At 68.0% G+C, this 16,786-nt stretch carries 18 protein-coding genes; 13 read left to right on the forward strand and 5 right to left on the reverse strand.

Annotated features, from left to right (window positions below):
• Positions 1-53: 53 nt before the first annotated feature.
• From bfr to QOC69_RS15475, 3 genes are all read left to right on the forward strand, one after another.
• The gene (gene bfr / locus QOC69_RS15465; RefSeq protein ID WP_526440998.1) at positions 54-533 is read left to right on the forward strand and encodes a bacterioferritin; all 480 of its coding nucleotides are present in this window, start codon (positions 54-56) and stop codon (positions 531-533) included.
• 126 nt (positions 534-659) lie between these two features.
• Positions 660-2,738 (forward strand): MDR family MFS transporter, encoded by a 2,079-nt coding sequence (locus QOC69_RS15470; RefSeq protein ID WP_526441001.1) that lies wholly within the window; start codon positions 660-662, stop codon positions 2,736-2,738.
• A gap of 52 nt (positions 2,739-2,790) precedes the next feature.
• Positions 2,791-3,273 (forward strand): carboxymuconolactone decarboxylase family protein, encoded by a 483-nt coding sequence (locus QOC69_RS15475; RefSeq protein ID WP_526441003.1) that lies wholly within the window; start codon positions 2,791-2,793, stop codon positions 3,271-3,273.
• A 78-nt stretch (positions 3,274-3,351) separates the two neighbouring features.
• Here the strand turns inward: QOC69_RS15475 and QOC69_RS15480 are convergent, their stop codons facing one another.
• The 3 genes from QOC69_RS15480 to QOC69_RS15490 form a co-directional block, all read right to left on the reverse strand.
• A complete protein-coding gene (locus tag QOC69_RS15480; protein WP_526441005.1) occupies positions 3,352-3,795 on the reverse strand; it encodes a nuclear transport factor 2 family protein in 444 nt (147 codons plus the stop codon).
• Complete coding sequence (locus QOC69_RS15485) at positions 3,785-5,575, reverse strand: N-acyl-D-amino-acid deacylase family protein (protein ID WP_526441007.1); 1,791 nt, start codon at positions 5,573-5,575, stop codon at positions 3,785-3,787. Before QOC69_RS15485 ends, QOC69_RS15480 begins: the two co-directional genes overlap by 11 nt.
• 64 nt (positions 5,576-5,639) lie before the next feature.
• Entirely contained in the window at positions 5,640-6,563 is a 924-nt protein-coding gene (locus QOC69_RS15490) for an SDR family oxidoreductase (RefSeq protein ID WP_526441009.1), read from the reverse strand.
• 68 nt (positions 6,564-6,631) lie between these two features.
• Here QOC69_RS15490 and QOC69_RS15495 point away from each other — a divergent pair, with 68 nt between their 5' ends.
• From QOC69_RS15495 to QOC69_RS15510, 4 genes are all read left to right on the forward strand, one after another.
• The gene (locus QOC69_RS15495) at positions 6,632-7,543 is read left to right on the forward strand and encodes a dienelactone hydrolase family protein (protein WP_526441011.1); all 912 of its coding nucleotides are present in this window, start codon (positions 6,632-6,634) and stop codon (positions 7,541-7,543) included.
• A 110-nt stretch (positions 7,544-7,653) separates the two neighbouring features.
• Positions 7,654-8,760, forward strand: coding sequence for a glycosyltransferase (locus tag QOC69_RS15500; protein ID WP_526441013.1), 1,107 nt, complete (start codon positions 7,654-7,656; stop codon positions 8,758-8,760).
• A 114-nt stretch (positions 8,761-8,874) separates the two neighbouring features.
• Positions 8,875-9,255 carry a DUF1275 family protein gene (locus QOC69_RS15505; RefSeq protein ID WP_526441016.1) on the forward strand — a complete coding sequence of 127 codons (381 nt, stop codon included), beginning with the start codon at positions 8,875-8,877 and terminating at the stop codon, positions 9,253-9,255.
• Between the two features lie 101 nt (positions 9,256-9,356).
• Positions 9,357-9,764, forward strand: coding sequence for a hypothetical protein (locus QOC69_RS15510; RefSeq protein WP_526441018.1), 408 nt, complete (start codon positions 9,357-9,359; stop codon positions 9,762-9,764).
• Positions 9,765-9,767: 3 nt separating this feature from the next.
• Here QOC69_RS15510 and QOC69_RS15515 read toward each other — a convergent pair whose 3' ends face one another.
• Together QOC69_RS15515 and QOC69_RS15520 are read right to left on the reverse strand one after the other, a co-directional pair.
• The gene (locus QOC69_RS15515; protein WP_526441020.1) at positions 9,768-10,292 is read right to left on the reverse strand and encodes a winged helix-turn-helix domain-containing protein; all 525 of its coding nucleotides are present in this window, start codon (positions 10,290-10,292) and stop codon (positions 9,768-9,770) included.
• Positions 10,293-10,367: 75 nt separating this feature from the next.
• Positions 10,368-11,129, reverse strand: a complete 762-nt coding sequence (locus QOC69_RS15520) for a MetQ/NlpA family ABC transporter substrate-binding protein (protein ID WP_526441023.1) — start codon at positions 11,127-11,129, stop codon at positions 10,368-10,370.
• Between the two features lie 186 nt (positions 11,130-11,315).
• On the opposite strand from QOC69_RS15520, the gene QOC69_RS15525 reads away from it, so the two are divergent.
• From QOC69_RS15525 to QOC69_RS15550, 6 genes are all read left to right on the forward strand, one after another.
• Complete coding sequence (locus QOC69_RS15525; protein ID WP_526441025.1) at positions 11,316-12,764, forward strand: amino acid permease; 1,449 nt, start codon at positions 11,316-11,318, stop codon at positions 12,762-12,764.
• Positions 12,761-14,104, forward strand: a complete 1,344-nt coding sequence (locus QOC69_RS15530) for a glutamine synthetase family protein (RefSeq protein WP_526441027.1) — start codon at positions 12,761-12,763, stop codon at positions 14,102-14,104. The genes QOC69_RS15525 and QOC69_RS15530 overlap by 4 nt, the downstream gene beginning before the upstream one ends.
• The gene (locus QOC69_RS15535) at positions 14,101-15,525 is read left to right on the forward strand and encodes an acyl-CoA dehydrogenase family protein (protein ID WP_526441029.1); all 1,425 of its coding nucleotides are present in this window, start codon (positions 14,101-14,103) and stop codon (positions 15,523-15,525) included. The genes QOC69_RS15530 and QOC69_RS15535 overlap by 4 nt, the downstream gene beginning before the upstream one ends.
• Positions 15,526-15,568: 43 nt before the next feature.
• Positions 15,569-15,790 (forward strand): cupredoxin domain-containing protein, encoded by a 222-nt coding sequence (locus QOC69_RS15540; protein ID WP_526441031.1) that lies wholly within the window; start codon positions 15,569-15,571, stop codon positions 15,788-15,790.
• 96 nt (positions 15,791-15,886) lie between these two features.
• A complete protein-coding gene (locus QOC69_RS15545) occupies positions 15,887-16,303 on the forward strand; it encodes a hypothetical protein (protein ID WP_526441033.1) in 417 nt (138 codons plus the stop codon).
• 10 nt (positions 16,304-16,313) lie between these two features.
• Complete coding sequence (locus tag QOC69_RS15550) at positions 16,314-16,574, forward strand: hypothetical protein (RefSeq protein ID WP_526441035.1); 261 nt, start codon at positions 16,314-16,316, stop codon at positions 16,572-16,574.
• Positions 16,575-16,786 lie beyond the last annotated feature (212 nt).

Genomic DNA, 16,786 nt, shown 5'->3' on the forward strand with positions numbered 1-16,786 from the left:
TCGTTCCACAGCCAGGACACTCGACCAGCCCGCGCAGTGTTATAGGAGCGAAGATGCAAGGCGATCCCGACGTTCTCAAGCTGCTCAACGAGCAATTGACGAGCGAACTCACGGCCATCAACAAGTACTTTCTGCATTCGAAGATGCAGGATAATTGGGGATTTACCGAGTTGGCCAGTCACACCCGCGCCGAGTCGTTCGACGAAATGCGACATGCCGAGGCGATCACCGACCGCATTCTCATCCTGGACGGTCTGCCGAATTACCAGCGACTATTCTCACTGCGCGTCGGACAAACACTGCGTGAGCAATTCGAGGCCGATCTCGCGATCGAATACGAGGTGCTGACGCGGCTCAAGCCCGCGATCGTGTTCTGCCGCGAGAAGCAGGACAGCACCACCGCGAACCTCTTCGAGATGATCATCGCCGATGAGGAGAAGCACGTCGACTACCTCGAGACCCAGCTGGAGCTGATGGAAAAGCTGGGCGTGGAGCTGTACTCCGCGCAGTGCGTATCGCGCCCACCGAAGTAGGCACGCCGGCCACCCGGACGGGACGCGGGTGACGAGCACCACGTCCGTCGACCCGTAATATTTATAGCCTATCTAACGATATGGTCTGTGGCGATTGGGTACGCCCGGCTATGACGAGAGGTAGGTATGACCAGTTCAACGGCGCAAGCCACCGCGGATCCCGAGTCTGCGAGCGCGCTGATCACTCCCCAGCGACGCAACCTGATCTTCGTCGCGGTGCTGCTCGGCATGCTGCTCGCGGCACTCGATCAGACCATCGTGGCCACCGCGCTTCCGACGGTGGTATCCGACCTCGGTGGCGCGGGCCACCAGTCCTGGGTAGTGACCAGCTACCTGCTCGCATCCACGATCGTCACCGCCGTGGTCGGCAAACTCGGCGACATGTTCGGCCGCAAAGTCGTGTTCCAGGCCTCGGTGCTGTTCTTTCTGGCCGGATCGGTGCTATGCGGCCTCGCGACCTCGATGACGATGCTGGTCGCCGCGCGGGCGCTGCAGGGCATCGGCGGCGGCGCCATCATGGTGACCGCAATGGCGGTGATCGGCGAGGTGATCCCGTTGCGCGAACGCGGCCGGTACCAGGGCGCGCTTGGCGCCGTGTTCGGCGTGACCACCGTGATCGGACCGCTACTGGGCGGCTTCTTCACCGACCACCTGACTTGGCGGTGGGCGTTCTGGATCAACGTGCCCGTCGCGCTCGTCGTCCTGGCCGTCGGTGCCACTGCCATCCCCGCACTGGCCAGGAGCACCAAACCCAGAATCGACTACATGGGCATTCTGCTCGTCGGCCTCGGCGCGTCCGGCCTCGTGCTCGCGACCAGCTGGGGTGGAGGCGAGTACGCCTGGGCCTCGCCGATGATCGTCAGCCTGTTCGTGGGATCCGCCGCGGCACTGGCCCTGTTCGTCTGGGTGGAAACCCGGACGACCGAGCCGATTCTGCCCATGCGGCTGTTCGCCAGCCCGGTGTTCACGGTCTGCTGCATCCTCGCGTTCATCGTCGGCTTCGCCATGCTCGGTGCGCTGACCTTCCTGCCCACCTTCATGCAGTTCGTCGACGGCGTGTCGGCGACGGAATCCGGATTTCGCACCCTGCCGATGGTGGCGGGCCTGCTCATCACCTCGATGGGAAGCGGCGTGATCGTCGGCCGCACGGGGCGCTACAAGATCTTCCCGGTGGTCGGCACCGCGGTCATGGCAGTCGGTTTCCTGCTGCTGTCGCAGATGGACGCCGCCACCCCCACCTGGCAGCAGTCGGTGTTCCTGTTCGTACTCGGAACCGGCATCGGCATGTGCATGCAGACGCTGATCTTGACGGTGCAGAACACGATGAGCTTCACCGACCTGGGGGTGGCCACCTCAGGCGTGACGTTCTTCCGGACCATCGGAAGTGCCTTCGGCGCAGCCATCTTCGGATCGTTGTTCGCCAACTTCCTGTCCGACCGTCTCGGTCCCGCGATGCTGGCGAGCGGAGCGCCCGCCCGCGCAGCGCAATCGCCTCAGGCGTTGCACGAGCTATCACCGGCGATGGCGGCGCCCATCGTCGATGCCTACGCGGACTCACTCGGCACGGTTTTCCTGTGCGCCGTCCCGATCGCCGTGGTCGGCTTCGTCGTCGCGCTCTTCCTCAAGGAGGTGCCGCTGAGGGAGATGGACGCGGTGTCGGCCACCGATCTCGGCGAGGGCTTCGGGATGCCCAGCACCGAGTCACCCGATCAGATCCTCGAGGTCGCGGTGGGACGGATGTTCCGCGACTCCCCGGACGTCCGATTGCGCAGCCTCGCCAACCGGCCGGGGTGCGATCTCGACGTCGTCAATCTGTGGGCGCTGGTGCAGATCTATCGGCAGAACCAGGTGTTCGGTTCGGCCACCCTGACCGAGATCGGCAAGCGTCTCCGAGTGCCGTTCGAGCTGTTGGAGCCGACGTTCGACAACCTGGTGGATCGGGATTACGTGCTCCGTTCCGGCGGCCAGGACGGGCAGGCCGGGCAAGAAGGGCGGTTGTGGCTCACCCAGGCCGGCGTCAAGGAGGTCGACGCGGCGTCGTCGGCGATCGCCGCCAAGATCGTCGACAAGCTGGCCGGCTCACCGGCGTTCGAGGGACGTCCCGACCGCGAGCAGGTCGAGGCCGCACTCGAGCGCATCGCCCACCGGATGCTGGTGCAACGGGGCTGGGACGACGACCGCGCCTTGGTCGGCGCCTCGGGGTGACCCAAAACTAGAACGTGTTCCAGAATTGCCGTTTCCGGCGTACGATCCGGACATGAGCCGAATTGGAGAGTTCGCCGACGACGACGTCGCCGGATGGATCATCAAATCGCCCGACATTGGCACCGCGATGGCCGGATACACCCATGCGGTCTACAACAAGAACAGATTGCCGATGCGAGTTCGCGAGCTGGCGCGCATGGTGATCGCGCTCGACAACGAGTGCGTGGTGTGCCAGAACACCCGCGACGCGGACGGCATCGCGGCCGGCGTCGACGAGGACCTCTACGACCACGCCACCGAGTGGCGCACCTGGCCCGGCTACAGCCCGCAGGAACGCGTCGCGGCGGAGTTCGCGGCGCGCTTCGCCGCCGACCACACCGGCCTGCGTGACGACGAGGATTTCTGGGACCGCTGCAACGATCAGTTCGACGCCGAGTTGCTCACCGATCTGGCGTTGTCCTGTGCCATGTGGCTGGGCATGGGCCGGATGCTGCGCACGTTGGACATCGGCCAGAGCTGCAAGATCACGCTGTAATACATTCCCCGTCGCTCCGCTCGCCCCGAAAATACATTCCCCGTCGCTCCGCTCGCCCCGAAATCCGCTGCAGCCGTCTCAGATCAACCCGGTCGCATCGAAGATCCACGACGTGTCCGCTGCCATGAGCCCCTCCAGCCAGCTCGGCGGCGCCGTGGCCGTCAGGCCGCTCATGTCCCAGTAGTCCTTCCAGGCGGTGACCTTGCCGTTCTCGACGCGGTGCACCGTGACGAATCGCAGCACCGCCGTCTCGCCGGTCGGCCAGACCCACGTCTCGGAGTGCTCGTACATGACGTTCGGGCCGTCACTGACCATCAAGCCGTCGTGATTCTCGTAGGAGGCCAACGGCTCCAGCCCGATCTTCAGCCGCTTGACGATGTCCTCGGGACCCCGCGCGGCGAGCGCGGGCCCCACGGGCATGTCGGTGTAGATGCAGTCATCGGACACGCTCGCCTTCACCCCGTCCCAATCCCGGGCGGACAGCGCCTTCCACAGCTCGAGGACCGTATCATCAACCGACACTTGTCAATTCACCTTTCTCAGTGGGGAGCGCGGGGGACTTGTGCGACGCCCGCAGGAAGCGCCCGGTGCGCTGCCGTCCAACCAGATCCGTTGCCTCACCGTTGGCGAAGACGGTGCGGCCGCCGACCAGCACCGCGGTGACGGTGGCGTCGTTGCGGTTCACCATCCGCGGCAGGCCGTCGTAGTGCTCGACGGTTTCCTCGGCGTAGGCGTCCAGTGAGGCGTCGAGGTGGGCGGGGTCGATGATCGCCACGTCGGCGCGGTCCCCGATCCGCAGGTGCCCGGCGTCGAGCCGGTACCAGTCGGCGAGCTCGCCGGTCAGCCGGTGCACCGCCTGTTCGACCGTCATGAACTCCCGACCCGCCTCCGCGGCGTCGTGGACGTGCCGGAGCAGGCGCAGCCCCATGTTGTAGAACGCCATGTTCCGCAGGTGCGCACCGGCATCGGAGAAGCCCATCTGAATGCCGGGTTCGCGCGCCAGCTTCTTGAGCACCTCGGGCCGGTGGTTGGAGATCGTGGTGCGCCAGCGCAGCGACTTGCCGTGTTCGAGCACCAGGTCGAGGAACGCGTCGACCGGGTGCAGGTCGCCACGTTCCAGACCGACCTCGCCGAACGACATGCCGATCACCGACTCGTCGGGGCAGGCAACGATGTCGGCGTCGAAGAAGTCGCGGTGCCAGACCCTGACCCCGAACTTGCTCTCGTACTCCTTGCGGAACCGGCGCCGGTAGTCCTCGTCGCGCATCAGTTCGTTGAGTTCCACTTCGTCGCGCAGGTGCAGCGCCGCCGCGCCAGCCCCGAACTCCTCGAAGATCACCAGGTCGATGCCGTCGGCGTAGACCTCGAACGGCACCGGCAGGTGCTGCCAGCGGAAGTTGCCGCCGAGCCGGTTGACGAACTTCGCCACCGGACCCATCAACAGGATCGCGTATGGGTTGGCCTTGACGTCGGCGGCCGACAGCAGGCTGGTCTTGAGCGGATTGCGGAGGATGCCCAGCGACTGCGCCACCTGCGAACCGAGGTTCAGCGGGTTCTGGATGTCGGGGCCCGACTGCAGGACACGTCCCGCCCGGCGCAGCAGCGACTTCAACCGGCGCAGCTCGCGGGCCTTGGCGTAGGTCGACGGCAGCGTGCGCGACCGGCAGGTATCGCCGTCGAGTTTGTCGAAGAGCAGCTGCTGGGACGACATTCCGACGAAGCCGGCCCGCAGCGCCTCGGCGAGCATCCGTTCCATCTCGGCCTGTTCGCCCTTGGACGGCGTGACCGACTTGCTGGTTGCCCGCTCCAGACCCATGACTGCGGTGCGCATGTCGGAGTGCCCGATGAACGCCGCCACGTTGGGGCCGAGTGGACGCGCCTCGAGTGCGTCGACGTACTCGTCGCAGGTGGTCCAGGTCTTGTGTCGGTCCACCGCGCCGATGACGTGCTCGCGGGGGATCGCCTCGACGCGACCGAACAGGTCGCCGGCGTCCTCGCCGCCGACGTGGATGGTCGACAGTGAGCACGAACCGAGCATCACCGTGGTCACGCCGTGCCGCAGCGACTCGGCCAGCGCAGGCCCGTCGAGCACCTCGACGTCGTAGTGGGTGTGGATGTCGAGCATGCCGGGCAGCACCCACTTCCCGGTGGCGTCGATCACCCGTGGGCAACCGGTGTCATCGAGCTGATCGGCGGAGATCGCCACGACGTGGCCACCGCGAATGCCGAGGGTGCGCACCGCTGACGGGGCGCCGGTGCCGTCGAACCAGCGGCCGTTGCGAATGATCGTGTCGTAGGTCACTTAGCCATGGAACAGCGCGCCGCGGACGGTGTCAACGAAATCGTGAACACATTTTGAAAAATGTCTACTGTTCGGCCCAGGCGTCGGGCTGACGTCCGTCGACGTCGGTGAATCCGTATTCGCGGGCGAGCTGTGCCGAACTCGCCGAGCGCTGATTCCAGCGCGCCCGGTCCGGGTCCGACGCGATGGCCGCGACCCCGCGGCCGACGAAGCGTGGGCTCTCCGATTGCGTGAAGGCGGCCGGCGCGGTGGGGTAGCCCTCGGCCCGGGGCTCCATCGCCGACTGCCAGTCCGACTCGGTCACCCGGTAGTTGTCGAGCATCATCTCCGAGCGCAACCAGCCCGGCGTCACCGCAACGGCGGTCGCGCCGAATGGAGCCAGGTCGTGCCCCTGGCTGAAGGCGATCCGGTTCACCGCCACCTTGGCCAGGTCGTAGAAGACCGAGATCCGGTAGTTCTGGGCGTTGAACTCGGCCGTTCCGTCCGTCACCTCGACCAACAGCCCGCCAGGCAGCGTGACGAGCAGCGGGAGAAGACAGTGCGACGTGATCAGGTGGGTTTCGACCCCGAGTCGCACCGTCCGGAGACCGGCATCGAGATCGAGTTCCCACATCGGTCGGTTCCACGTCGACGGCGGGCCCTTGAGGATTTCGGCACCCCAGATGTTGTTCACCAGGATGTCGATGCGGCCGTGCTCCCGGCGCAGCCGGTCGGCCAGATCCCGCACCTGAGCGGGGTCGAGGTGGTCGACGGCGATGGGGATGCCCACTCCGCCGAGAGCCGTGACGAGTTCGGCCGTCTCCTCGATGGTCTCCGGCCGGTCGTAGTCCGACGTCAGGTTGCCCGACGTGCTGCTGCGGCCGGTGCAGACGACGGTCGCCCCCACTTCGCCCAGCGCCGCCGCGATGCCGCGCCCGGCGCCGCGGGTGGCACCGGCCACGACGGCGACGCGGCCGTCGAGGGCATTGTGGTCGGGTGGCCTGGTCATGGGGATCAGTATCAGCCGTACGGCCCATCGCCAACTGCACTTCAGCAGACGAGGGCATACTCGCTGACGTGACCCCACTGCAGCGCTACATCGCCGAGGAGATCGCCACCGACCACGTGGACGGGTTGCTGTCCAGACGGGAAGCGTTGCGCCGGCTGGCATTGATCGGCGTCGGCGCCACGGCGGCGACCGCGCTGATCGCGGCGTGCGGGGAGAACAAGCAACCCACCGCGAACGCACCGGTCACCTCCACCGGCGGCGCCACCGAGAGTGCGCCGCCACCGGGGTCGGAGAACACGGTGGCCACCGAGCCCATCACCTGGGCCGGTCCGCAGGGTGAACTGCAGGGTGCCTGGGCGCCCGCGCAGAGCCCGAAGGGCGCGGTGCTGGTCATCCACGAGAACAAGGGGCTCAACGACTGGGTGCGTTCGGTCGCGGGCCGGTTCGCGGGCATCGGCTACTCGGGTCTGGCCATCGATCTGCTCTCGGCCCAGGGCGGCACCGCCACGTTCACCGACCCGGCGCAGGCCACCGCCGCGCTCAGCAAGATCCCGCCTGCCGAGTTCGTCGCCAACCTCAAGTCCGGGGTCGGGGAGTTGCAGCGCCGTGCGCCAGGCGTGAAGGTCGCCGCGGTCGGGTTCTGCATGGGCGGCGGCCTGTTATGGCAGCTGCTGGCCGCGGGTGAGCCGCAACTGGCGGCCGCCGTCCCGTTCTATGGCCCGCTGCCGGACGGCGCCGACTTCGGCGGCTCCAAGGGCGTGGCAGTGCTCGGGTTCTACGGCGCCAAGGACGCCCGCGTCACCGGCACCAAGGACGCCGCGCAGCAGGCACTCGACAAGGCCGGGTTGGTCAACGAACTGGTCGTCGAGCCCGATGCCGATCACGCCTTCTTCAACGACACCGGGGAGCGCTACGCCCCGACGGCCGCCGCCGACGCCTGGCAGCGGGTGGGGGACTGGCTCGCCAAGTACGTCGGCTGACCGTCACCCGCACGTGCCCGATACCGGCGGTGGCCGGTATTCACCACCCGTTCAGGTGACCGTTCACCCACCGTTCGTGACCGCACATGCGCCCCCGCTCTGATGCAGGTATGCGGGTTGTTCAGGTTGCGAACTTCTACGGCCCGCGCTCCGGAGGACTGCGGACCGCGGTGGACCGCCTCGGGGCGGAGTACTGCGCCGCCGGACACGAGGTGTACCTCTTGGTGCCCGGCGCAAGGGCAGAAGCTCAACGCCTGCCGTCCGGCGTCAGGCGAATCTCGTTACCCGCCAGACTGATTCCGTTCACCGGTGGATACCGGGCGGTGCTTCCTGGTCGGGTCACCGCACTGCTCGAGCGGCTGGAACCCGACGCACTGGAGGTGTCCGACCGGCTCACCCTCCGGTCGCTGGGCCCGTGGGGCCGCCGGCGCGACGTGGCCACCGTGATGATCTCTCACGAGCGGCTCGATCGCCTGCTGGGACAACTGCTTCCGCGCCGCCTGGCGCGTGCCGCCGCCGACGTGGCGAACCGCCGAACCGCCGCCAACTACGACGCGGTGGTGTGCACCACGGCGTTCGCCCGCGAGGAGTTCGACCGCATCGACGCGGCCAACGCGGTCACCGTCCCGCTGGGCGTCGACCTCGAACAGTTCCATCCGCGGCACCGCTGCGAGCAGGTGCGACGGCAGTGGGCACACCCTGGACAGACCTTGCTGGTGCACTGCGGCAGACTGTCGGTCGAGAAGCATGCCCATCGCAGCATCGATACCGTTGCCGCGCTTCGTGATTCCGGGATGGACGCGCGCCTGGTGATCGTCGGCGAGGGACCGTTGCGGGCCCGGCTGGAGCGGCAGTCCGCACGCCTGCCGGTCCACTTCACCGGATACGTCGGATGCCGCGACACCGTCGCGGGAATCCTGGCGTCCGCTGACGTCGCCCTGGCACCAGGACCGCACGAGACCTTCGGGCTGGCCGCGCTCGAGGCATTGGCCTGCGGTACCCCCGCCGTCGTGTCGAACACGTCGGCACTGGCCGAGATCCTCACCAGCGACAGCGGAGCCGCGGCCGACAACGACCCACAGGCCATCGCGCACGCCGTGACGTCGATCATCGGAAGGCCGGAACGCCTGCGCAGGAACAGCGCGCGCCGTCGCGCCGAGGAGTTCCCGTGGCCCAGGTCGGCCGCGGGCATGCTCAGCGCGTTGGGAGCGCTGTAGGGCCGACGACGCCGACAGGTTGTCCAAATACGGGATGCGCCGATCGGCCCCCACGACACCGAACGGGTCAGGACGCTGTGGTTTGCGCTGCTGCTCACGCTGACCAACGGGTTCATGGACGCGCACACGTTCTTCGTCCGCGGCGGAGTGTTCGCCAACGTCCAGACCGGCAACGTCATCCTCTTCGCCATCGACCTGTCCGCGCGCGAACTGGCGGCGGCGATGGCCCACGTCTGGCCCATTCTGGCGTTCATCGCGGGCGTCGCGCTCGCCTCGCACATCAAGTCCGGCCGCGTCGAGCGGGTCGTGACTCACCCGCTGCGCTGGACCATGGTCGTGCAGGTGGTCGCCCTGGTGGTGATCGGCTTCGTTCCGGTGACCGTGGCGCACAGCTACGTCACGGTGCCGATCGCGTTCCTCGCCGCCGTCCAGATGGGCGTGTTCCGCAACTCGGCGACCTGGCCTACCTGCCCGTGGCTACCACCGGGAACCTGATGCGGTTCGTCGAATCCGGATACGACGGCCTCGTCGAGAAGCAAGCCGCTGGTCCTGTTCATCGTCGACGAGCGGGTACTGAGGTGACATACCATCCGTGGATGGTTCGACGCGTCCTGATTGCCGCCGCCGTCACCGTGCTCGGCGTGGCGTGGATGCCCGGCGTCGTCTCGGCCAACGCCGAGGCGGGTGCTCCACCGTGCGCGTTCACGCTGTCCCCGCCGCACGTCGTGCAGGTCTCGGGCCGCGACATGGTGACCGCGACGGTCGACCCGGCAGGGTGCGTGGTCGCCGCCGAGCCCACGCTGTCCGTCGCGTGCGTGCAGATGCAGGGCAGCCAATCGACCGAGCTGTGCGACTCGACCGAGGGTCCAGGAACGGCCCAGGTGTACTACGCGCCGTACCGGGCAGGTGCCACCTACACCGCGACGGGCCGGGGATGTGCGTCGACGGGCAACCCGCCGCGGTCCATCTGCCAGACGTCCGGCCCGCTCACCGCAACGCTGTAATCGTCACGCCGGGCGCGGCGCCGACTCGATGACGCGCACGTCCGGACGAGGCTCCAAGCGATAGCCGTGACCCCGCACACTCGTCAGAACCCCTTGGTAGCGACCGAGTTTGACGCGCAGCCGCCGGACGTGAGTGTCCACCGTGCGCATCGAGACGGCCGTAGCCGAAGCCGGAGCGTCGCGCCACACCTCGCGCACCAGCTCAGCGCGCGACACCGCTGAACCGGGCCGCCCGGCCAGGTAGCGGAGCAGCTCGAACTCCCGGTAGGCCAACCGCACCGGCACGCCGTCGACGAGCACGTGCCGCTTGGCGTGGTCGATCAGCAGCCCGTCACGCGGCGGCACCGACCGCGACCGCCGGCCTTCGACCACTGCCTTGCGCGGCCGCACTCCCGGTACCGACATCGCGATGACGTGCGCGTACTCGTCGGCCAGCTCGGCGGTGCGACCGCACAGGTGGGTAGCCGCCGCGGGCATGTCGATGACGAGCACCACCCGCATCGGTTCGTCGGCGGGCGTCGGCCACATCGCCGCTTGGTACATCCGTCGAATGTCGCCCGCCCGTCCGCGCTGCGTCGAGGTTTTCGGTCGCGCTGAGGATTATCAGAAGGCCGGCACCGCCTGTCCGGCGTACGTCGTCGTAATGAAGTCGCGCGTGGCGTCGCACTGCAACACGTCGGCGAGGGCACGGATGTCCGCGCCGTGGCAGTTGTCCGGACGGGCCACTAGGTACTCCGCATACGCCGGATTGCCCCGGTCGCAGCACAGCGCGCTGCCGATGTCGACGCCCAACTCCGTCGCCTGATTGCCGAACAGGAAGACCGCATCGAAGTCCTCGCGGACGTCGCCGAGCAGCCAACTGGTCAGCTCCTTGAGCACCAGATGACGCGGGTTGGCGCGCACGTCGCGGACCGTGGCCAGCTCCTGCGGCCCCGGTGCACAGTCGATCAGGCCGAGGTCGTGCAGCATCGTCAAGGACCTGTCGACATTCACCGGGTCGGATGGCAGAACCACCTCGGCGTAGTCGGGCAGCGCGTCGAGTTCGGCGAACCACGCCGAGTACAGCCCGAACGGCTCGATGTGTACCGGCACCACCGGCGTCAACCGGCTGCCGGTGCGACGGTTGAAGTCGCGCAGGAAGGGCAGGTACTGAAAGAAGTTGGCGTGCAACCGTTTCGCGACCAGCAGGTCATTGGGCTCGTCGAAGCTCTCGAAGATCTCGATCTGGAGGTCGATGCCGTGCGCGGCCAGCGCCGGCCGGGCGTGGTCGAGGATCTCCGCGTGCGGAACGGGTGTCGCGCCGACCCGCAACGGCCGCAGGCCCAACGTGTCGACTGCACGCACCGCGCTGGTCGCGCTCACCATCCCCACCCGCATCGCACCGGCCCGAGGCTACTGACCTCAGCCACGATTGCAACCCGGCCGCCCGCGGAGATTGTGTCCAATTGTGACGCCCTATAACTCACCCTGACTTCAGACGTGGTGACACAGCGGTGATCGCCCCTAGGGTGCGGACAGCCGACAGTCGGCACCCAGGAAGGGCGGTCAACCATGTCCGAAACAGTTGCTGCACCAGAGTCTTTGGGTGGTGAGTCCACCCCGCCGGTGCGTCACCTGCGCGGCAACCTCGGCGTCGCATCAATCGTCTTCATGGTGGTGGCCGCCGCGGCGCCGCTCGGCGTGATCGGTGGCGTGGTGCCGCTGGGCATCGCGTCGGGCAACGGTGCGGGCTTCCCGGCGACCTTCGTCGTCGCGACCGTGGTGCTGCTGTTCTTCGCGGTCGGCTTCACCGCAATGACGCCCTTCGTCGAGGACGCGGGCGCGTTCTTCTCCTATGTCCGCAAGTCCCTTGGCAATCCGACCGGCATCGGCATCGCGTTCGTCGCGATCGTCACGTATGTCGCCATCGAAGCGGGTGTCTACGGACTGCTCGGCCCGGCCGGTGTGGCCGTGGTCGAGCTGTTCGGTGGTCCGACCCTGCCGTGGTGGCTGATCGCAGGCGTGGCCTTCCTGATCACCACCTACCTGGGCTATCGGAACATCGCGTTGTCCAGCAAGGTGCTGGCCGTCCTGCTGACCGCCGAGATCGCGATCGTCGCGGTGCTGGATCTGGTCATCGTCGCCCGAGGTGGCGACCACGGACTGTCCAGCGGCATCGTCGACCCATCCGCCATCTTCTCCGGGTCCCTTGGCATCGGCCTGCTCTTCGCGATCATCAGCTACGTCGGGTTCGAGGCCACCGCCATCTTCCGCGACGAAGCCCGCACGCCGGACCGGACCATTCCCCGCGCCACTTATCTCTCGCTCGTCCTGATCGGCGTGTTCTACGCGGTGACGAGCTGGGCGTTCATCTCCGGCTGGGGCGACGACGAGGCGGTCCAGCGGGCCACCGACTCCGGCTCGACCTTCCTCGGCGATACCGCGCAGCGCTACCTCGGGACGTTCGGGGCCGACGTGATCACGGTGCTCTACTTCACCAGCCTGTTCGCCTGCATCCTGGCGTTCCACAACGTGGTGGCGCGCTACCTCTTCGCGCTGTCGCAGCGCAAGGTGCTGCCGGAAGTGCTCAGCCGCCCACACCACCGGCACGGATCACCGCACCAGGCGTCGTTATGGGTTTCGGGCGTCGTCGCGGTCAGCGTGATCCTCGCCGTCGTGTTCAAGCTCGATCCGGCGGCGCAGTTCTACACCTGGTTCGCCGGCGCCACCACGGTCGGGGTGGTCGTCCTGATGATCGCCACCAGCGTCGCGGTGCTGGTGTACTTCGGCCGTGACCGGCGGGGCCACTCGTTGTGGCGGGTCCGCATCGCGCCCGCCCTGGGACTGCTCGGCCTGGTGGCCTTCCTGATCCTGATCCTGGCGAACCTCAAGGATCTCGTCGGTGGCTCCAGCGTGCTCGCCTGGGTCATCGTCGGCCTGCTGGTCGGCGCTCTGGCCGCCGGGATCTTGATCGGCTCCCGCGTGCCCGACACCGCCGATGAAGCGTCGGCACGGTCATGACCCAGACCATCAGCGAGCGCGCCGCCGACTCGACGGCCGAACTCGAGCTGCTGCGCCGGCTCGAAGACGGCTCCCTGCGCGAGATCGAGGTGGCGTGGAGCGACCCGTTCGGCCACGCCGCAGGCAAACGGATTCCCGCCACCGCCTTCCTCGACCGGGCCCGCGGCAGTGGGTTCGCGTTCTGTGAGGCCGCGCTTGGCTGGAACTCCGACGCGACGGTGATCGACTCACTGCGGCTGACGAACTGGGACGGCGGTTATCCCGACGTGTTCGCCATCCCGGATCTCTCCACGTTCCGGGCCCTGCCATGGCGGCCCGGCGTCGGCCACGTCATCTCCGACATCGTCCGACACGACCGCAGCCCGTCCCTGCTCGACCCGCGAGCAGTGCTACGGCGCGTGCTCGACCGCCTTGCCGCGCTGGGCTTCTCCGCCAAGGTCGGGGTCGAACTCGAGTTCTATCTACTCGAACCGGACGGGTCTCCGTTCCAGAACGACATTCACGCGTACTCGCTGGAGAACGCCAATGCTCTGGACCCGCTGATCACCGATCTCTACGAAACCCTCAGCCTCTTCACCAGATTGGAGGGCATCCAGACCGAGTACGGGCCCGGCCAGGTCGAGACGAACCTGATCTATACCGACGCACTCGAGGCGGCCGACGACAGTGCCCGGCTGAAGTACGCGGCCAAGGAGGTTGCACGTCGGCACGGCAAGATCGCCAGCTTCATGCCGAAGCCCTTCTCGGATCAGTCGGGAAGCTCGGCGCACCTGCACATCTCGCTGTGGCGCGACGGCGAGCCCGCGTTCGGCTCGCAAGCAGGGGACGAGAACGAACTCGCGCTGCACGCGATCGCAGGACTGCTCGAACACCTACCGTCGATCACGTTGTTCGGCGCCCACTCGGTGAACGCCTACCGACGCTTCACCCCGGACTCGTTCGCCCCGGCCACCGTGACATGGAGCCGGGACAACCGCAGCGCGGCGATCCGGTCACTGGTCGAGGCAGCACCGGAGGCCAACCGCATCGAGCTACGGACCGGCGCATCCGACGCCAACCCGTACTGGCTGGTCGCCTCGGCGCTGGCAGCCGTCATCGCGGGACTGGAGGCTGGCCTGCGGCCACCCGAACACGAGGACGGAAACCTCTACGGCAGCGGGACTCCGCTGCCCGAATCGCTCGGCGTGGCGCTCGCACTCGCCACCAGGGACGACACCATCGCCGAGATCCTCGGCGTCGATTCAGTGCTCGACTTCGCCGCGATCGCGCGCAGCGAGTGGACGGCGTACGGCCAGCACGTGAGCGACTGGGAGCGGCAGCGCTACCTGGCCCAGTCGTGAACGCGTCCACCCCGACGCCGGTCGCGGCGCGCGCGCCGTACGCCGAGGAACCCCTCGGCGGGTCGACGGCGGAACGGCTTGCCCGGCTCCCCGACATCGTCGAGGACCTGCGCGGCGCCGACGCCGCGGCCGAACGGATACGCGAATTGCAGTACGACGCGGTGCGACGACTTCGACGAGCCGGACTGCTCGGCCTTCGGGTACCCACCCGCTACGGCGGCCCCGGTGGCAGCGCCCGCGAGGTGCTGGGCGTCGTCATCCAGATCGCCAGGGGCAGCTCCAACGTCGCACAGGCGCTACGCGCTCACTTCGGCTTCGCCGAGCGACTGCTGAGCAACCGCGCAGGAGAAGCGGAACGGCGGCAATGGTTTCCGCTCGTCGACTCGGGTGTGGTGTTCGGCAACGCGATCACCGACGCCAACGGCAAGGCGCCGTCGAGTGCCGACACCACCGTGCTCGCGGATGCGGCCGGCGTGCTGCGGCTGAACGGCTACAAGTTCTACTCCACCGGAACGTTGTTCGCCGACGTCATCGCGGTGTCGGCGATCGACGCCGAGGGGCGTGACCTGCAGGCGATCGTGCCGACCGACCGCGACGGCGTCGAACTGTTCGACGACTGGGACGGTTTCGGGCAGCGCATGACCGCGAGCGGCGGCACCCGGTTCACCGACGTGGCGGTTGATCCGACGGAGGTGACGACTGTCTCCGACGGCGCGCACCTGGGTCACGGCACCGGGTTCCTGCAGCTCTACCTCGCCGCCGTCGCGGCGGGCATCGTGCACGCCGTCGCCGATGACTCGGTGGCCTACGTCCGCGACCGGGCGCGGCCCGCGGCCCATTCGCTGGCCAGCACCGCGGCGGGGGATCCGTTCGTGCTCGAGGCAGTCGGGGAGATCGCCGCGGATGCGTCGGCGGCCGAAGCCCTCGTGCTCGGGGCGGCCGACGGCGTCGACGATCTCGTGGACGCAGGCAGACAGGACGACGCGGCGGCGCTCGCCGACCTCGCGGTGCGGATCGCCAAGGCCCAGCTGGTGGCCGAACGCCTGACTCTGTCGGCCGGCGCAACGGGTGTTCAACACCGGGGGCGCCTCGGCGACCGCGCGGGCGCTGAATCTCGACAGGCACTGGCGCAACGCCCGAACCCTGGCCAGCCACAGCCCGCTGGCATACAAGGCGCACGCAACCGGCAACTACGTGGTCAACGGGACGTGGCCACCCGCCAACGGGTACTTCTGAGATTCACTGAACCGAATCGCCTCGGCCATCGTGTCCATCGCAGACCATCTACGAACGGGGACTGCGATGACGAAACTCCATGGGGCCGTGGCCGCGCTGGGCGTGATCGCCCTCGTCGTCGCAGGATGCGGCAGTTCGGGCACCACCGGCTACGGATCGACGAGCGCCGCACCGGCGACCAATAGCGCGGCCCCCGCGGCCAGCGGACCCACCGTCACCATCTCCGGGATGAACTTCGGGGACCCGGTCACCGTGTCACCCGGAGCTCAGGTCGCCATCACCAACCAGGACGGGGTCGAGCATTCGGTGACGTCGAAGACCGCCGGGCAGTTCGACACCGAGGTCGACGCCAATGGGCAGAAGACCTTCACGGCGCCGACGCAACCGGGCGATTACCCGTTCTACTGCAAGTACCACTCGAACATGAAGGGCACGCTGATCGTCAAATAGCGGCGAGACGGTTTGAGGGCCAGCATGGGTGGGCATCCGCGGAATAAGCACGTACGTCAATACCGCTGACGTGCCCAACCGTCCGAAGGAGCCGTCGTGACTACCACCACCTGGGTCATCATCGCCGTCGTCGCAGTGCTGATCGTCGTCCTGCTCGCATTCGTCGCTCGTGCGGCCAACCACCGCCGCCACCGCGTGCAGGCCGACCGCATCCGAGAAGACGTGCACGAGCAGAGCGAACGGCTGGACAAGCGGGAGGCCATCGCCGCCGAGACGGAGGCCAAGGCACGCGCTGCCCAGGCCGAAGCCGAGGTCAAGGCCGCCGAGGCCGCCCGCCTGCAGGACCGCGCTGCCGGGCACCGCGAGCACCTTGATTCCTCGCGGGAGGAGCTGAATGCCCAGCGCGAACGTGCCGACACTCTGGACCCGCGTTCGCAGCAGGCGGAGGAGTCGACCGCTGACGTGCGGGACGAGAACACCCCTCGTACCGAGCAGCCGCGAACCGTCGGATAGCCCTCAAGGATTGAGCAACTGGCCGGTCAACGTACGGATCAGCCAGCTCTCGAATTTGCCCACCGACCAACCGCGGATCCGCACGAATCGGTCGACCAGCACGGGAACCGAACCGCGCCGCGCCCGGCCGATCGCCCCTGTGCTGCCCGGCGGCAAGCTGTTCAACGGCTACCGCGGCCAACTCGACCCCGCGGGCCGACCGGCAACACCCGGCATGATCTCGGTGGGCGATGCGGTCTGCACCACCACGCCGCTCGTGGCCGGGGCGTGACGCTGGCGCTCGCGCAGGCGCGGGCGCGGGCACTGATCGGCGCGTTGGACCAGCACGGCGGCGACATCGACTCCGCGACAATGCCGTCCGACCTCATCGTGGCAGCGGCCGCCGCTGACGACACCGTGCGTACCGCGGTCGGGCCCTACGCCCGAATGGACGCGCTACCGGCGAGCCTGGACGGGTGGAGCCAAATGCCAGGGAGATCTTCA

The organism is Mycobacterium sp. (genome assembly GCF_032162105.1).
Taxonomy (GTDB): domain Bacteria; phylum Actinomycetota; class Actinomycetes; order Mycobacteriales; family Mycobacteriaceae; genus Mycobacterium.

Excerpts from the sequence above, each read along its gene's own strand:
- QOC69_RS15520 (WP_526441023.1), bottom strand. The coding sequence starts at position 11,129 with ATGGTGAGCGCGACCAGCGCGGTGCGTGCAGTCGACACGTTGGGCCTG.
- QOC69_RS15490 (WP_526441009.1), bottom strand. The coding sequence starts at position 6,563 with ATGACCAGGCCACCCGACCACAATGCCCTCGACGGCCGCGTCGCCGTC.
- QOC69_RS15530 (WP_526441027.1), top strand. The coding sequence starts at position 12,761 with ATGACCCAGACCATCAGCGAGCGCGCCGCCGACTCGACGGCCGAACTC.
- QOC69_RS15540 (WP_526441031.1), top strand. The coding sequence starts at position 15,569 with ATGAACTTCGGGGACCCGGTCACCGTGTCACCCGGAGCTCAGGTCGCC.
- QOC69_RS15505 (WP_526441016.1), top strand. The coding sequence starts at position 8,875 with ATGGACGCGCACACGTTCTTCGTCCGCGGCGGAGTGTTCGCCAACGTC.
- QOC69_RS15475 (WP_526441003.1), top strand. The coding sequence starts at position 2,791 with ATGAGCCGAATTGGAGAGTTCGCCGACGACGACGTCGCCGGATGGATC.
- QOC69_RS15500 (WP_526441013.1), top strand. The coding sequence starts at position 7,654 with ATGCGGGTTGTTCAGGTTGCGAACTTCTACGGCCCGCGCTCCGGAGGA.
- QOC69_RS15470 (WP_526441001.1), top strand. The coding sequence starts at position 660 with ATGACCAGTTCAACGGCGCAAGCCACCGCGGATCCCGAGTCTGCGAGC.
- QOC69_RS15525 (WP_526441025.1), top strand. The coding sequence starts at position 11,316 with ATGTCCGAAACAGTTGCTGCACCAGAGTCTTTGGGTGGTGAGTCCACC.
- QOC69_RS15515 (WP_526441020.1), bottom strand. The coding sequence starts at position 10,292 with ATGTGGCCGACGCCCGCCGACGAACCGATGCGGGTGGTGCTCGTCATC.
- QOC69_RS15510 (WP_526441018.1), top strand. The coding sequence starts at position 9,357 with ATGGTTCGACGCGTCCTGATTGCCGCCGCCGTCACCGTGCTCGGCGTG.
- bfr (WP_526440998.1), top strand. The coding sequence starts at position 54 with ATGCAAGGCGATCCCGACGTTCTCAAGCTGCTCAACGAGCAATTGACG.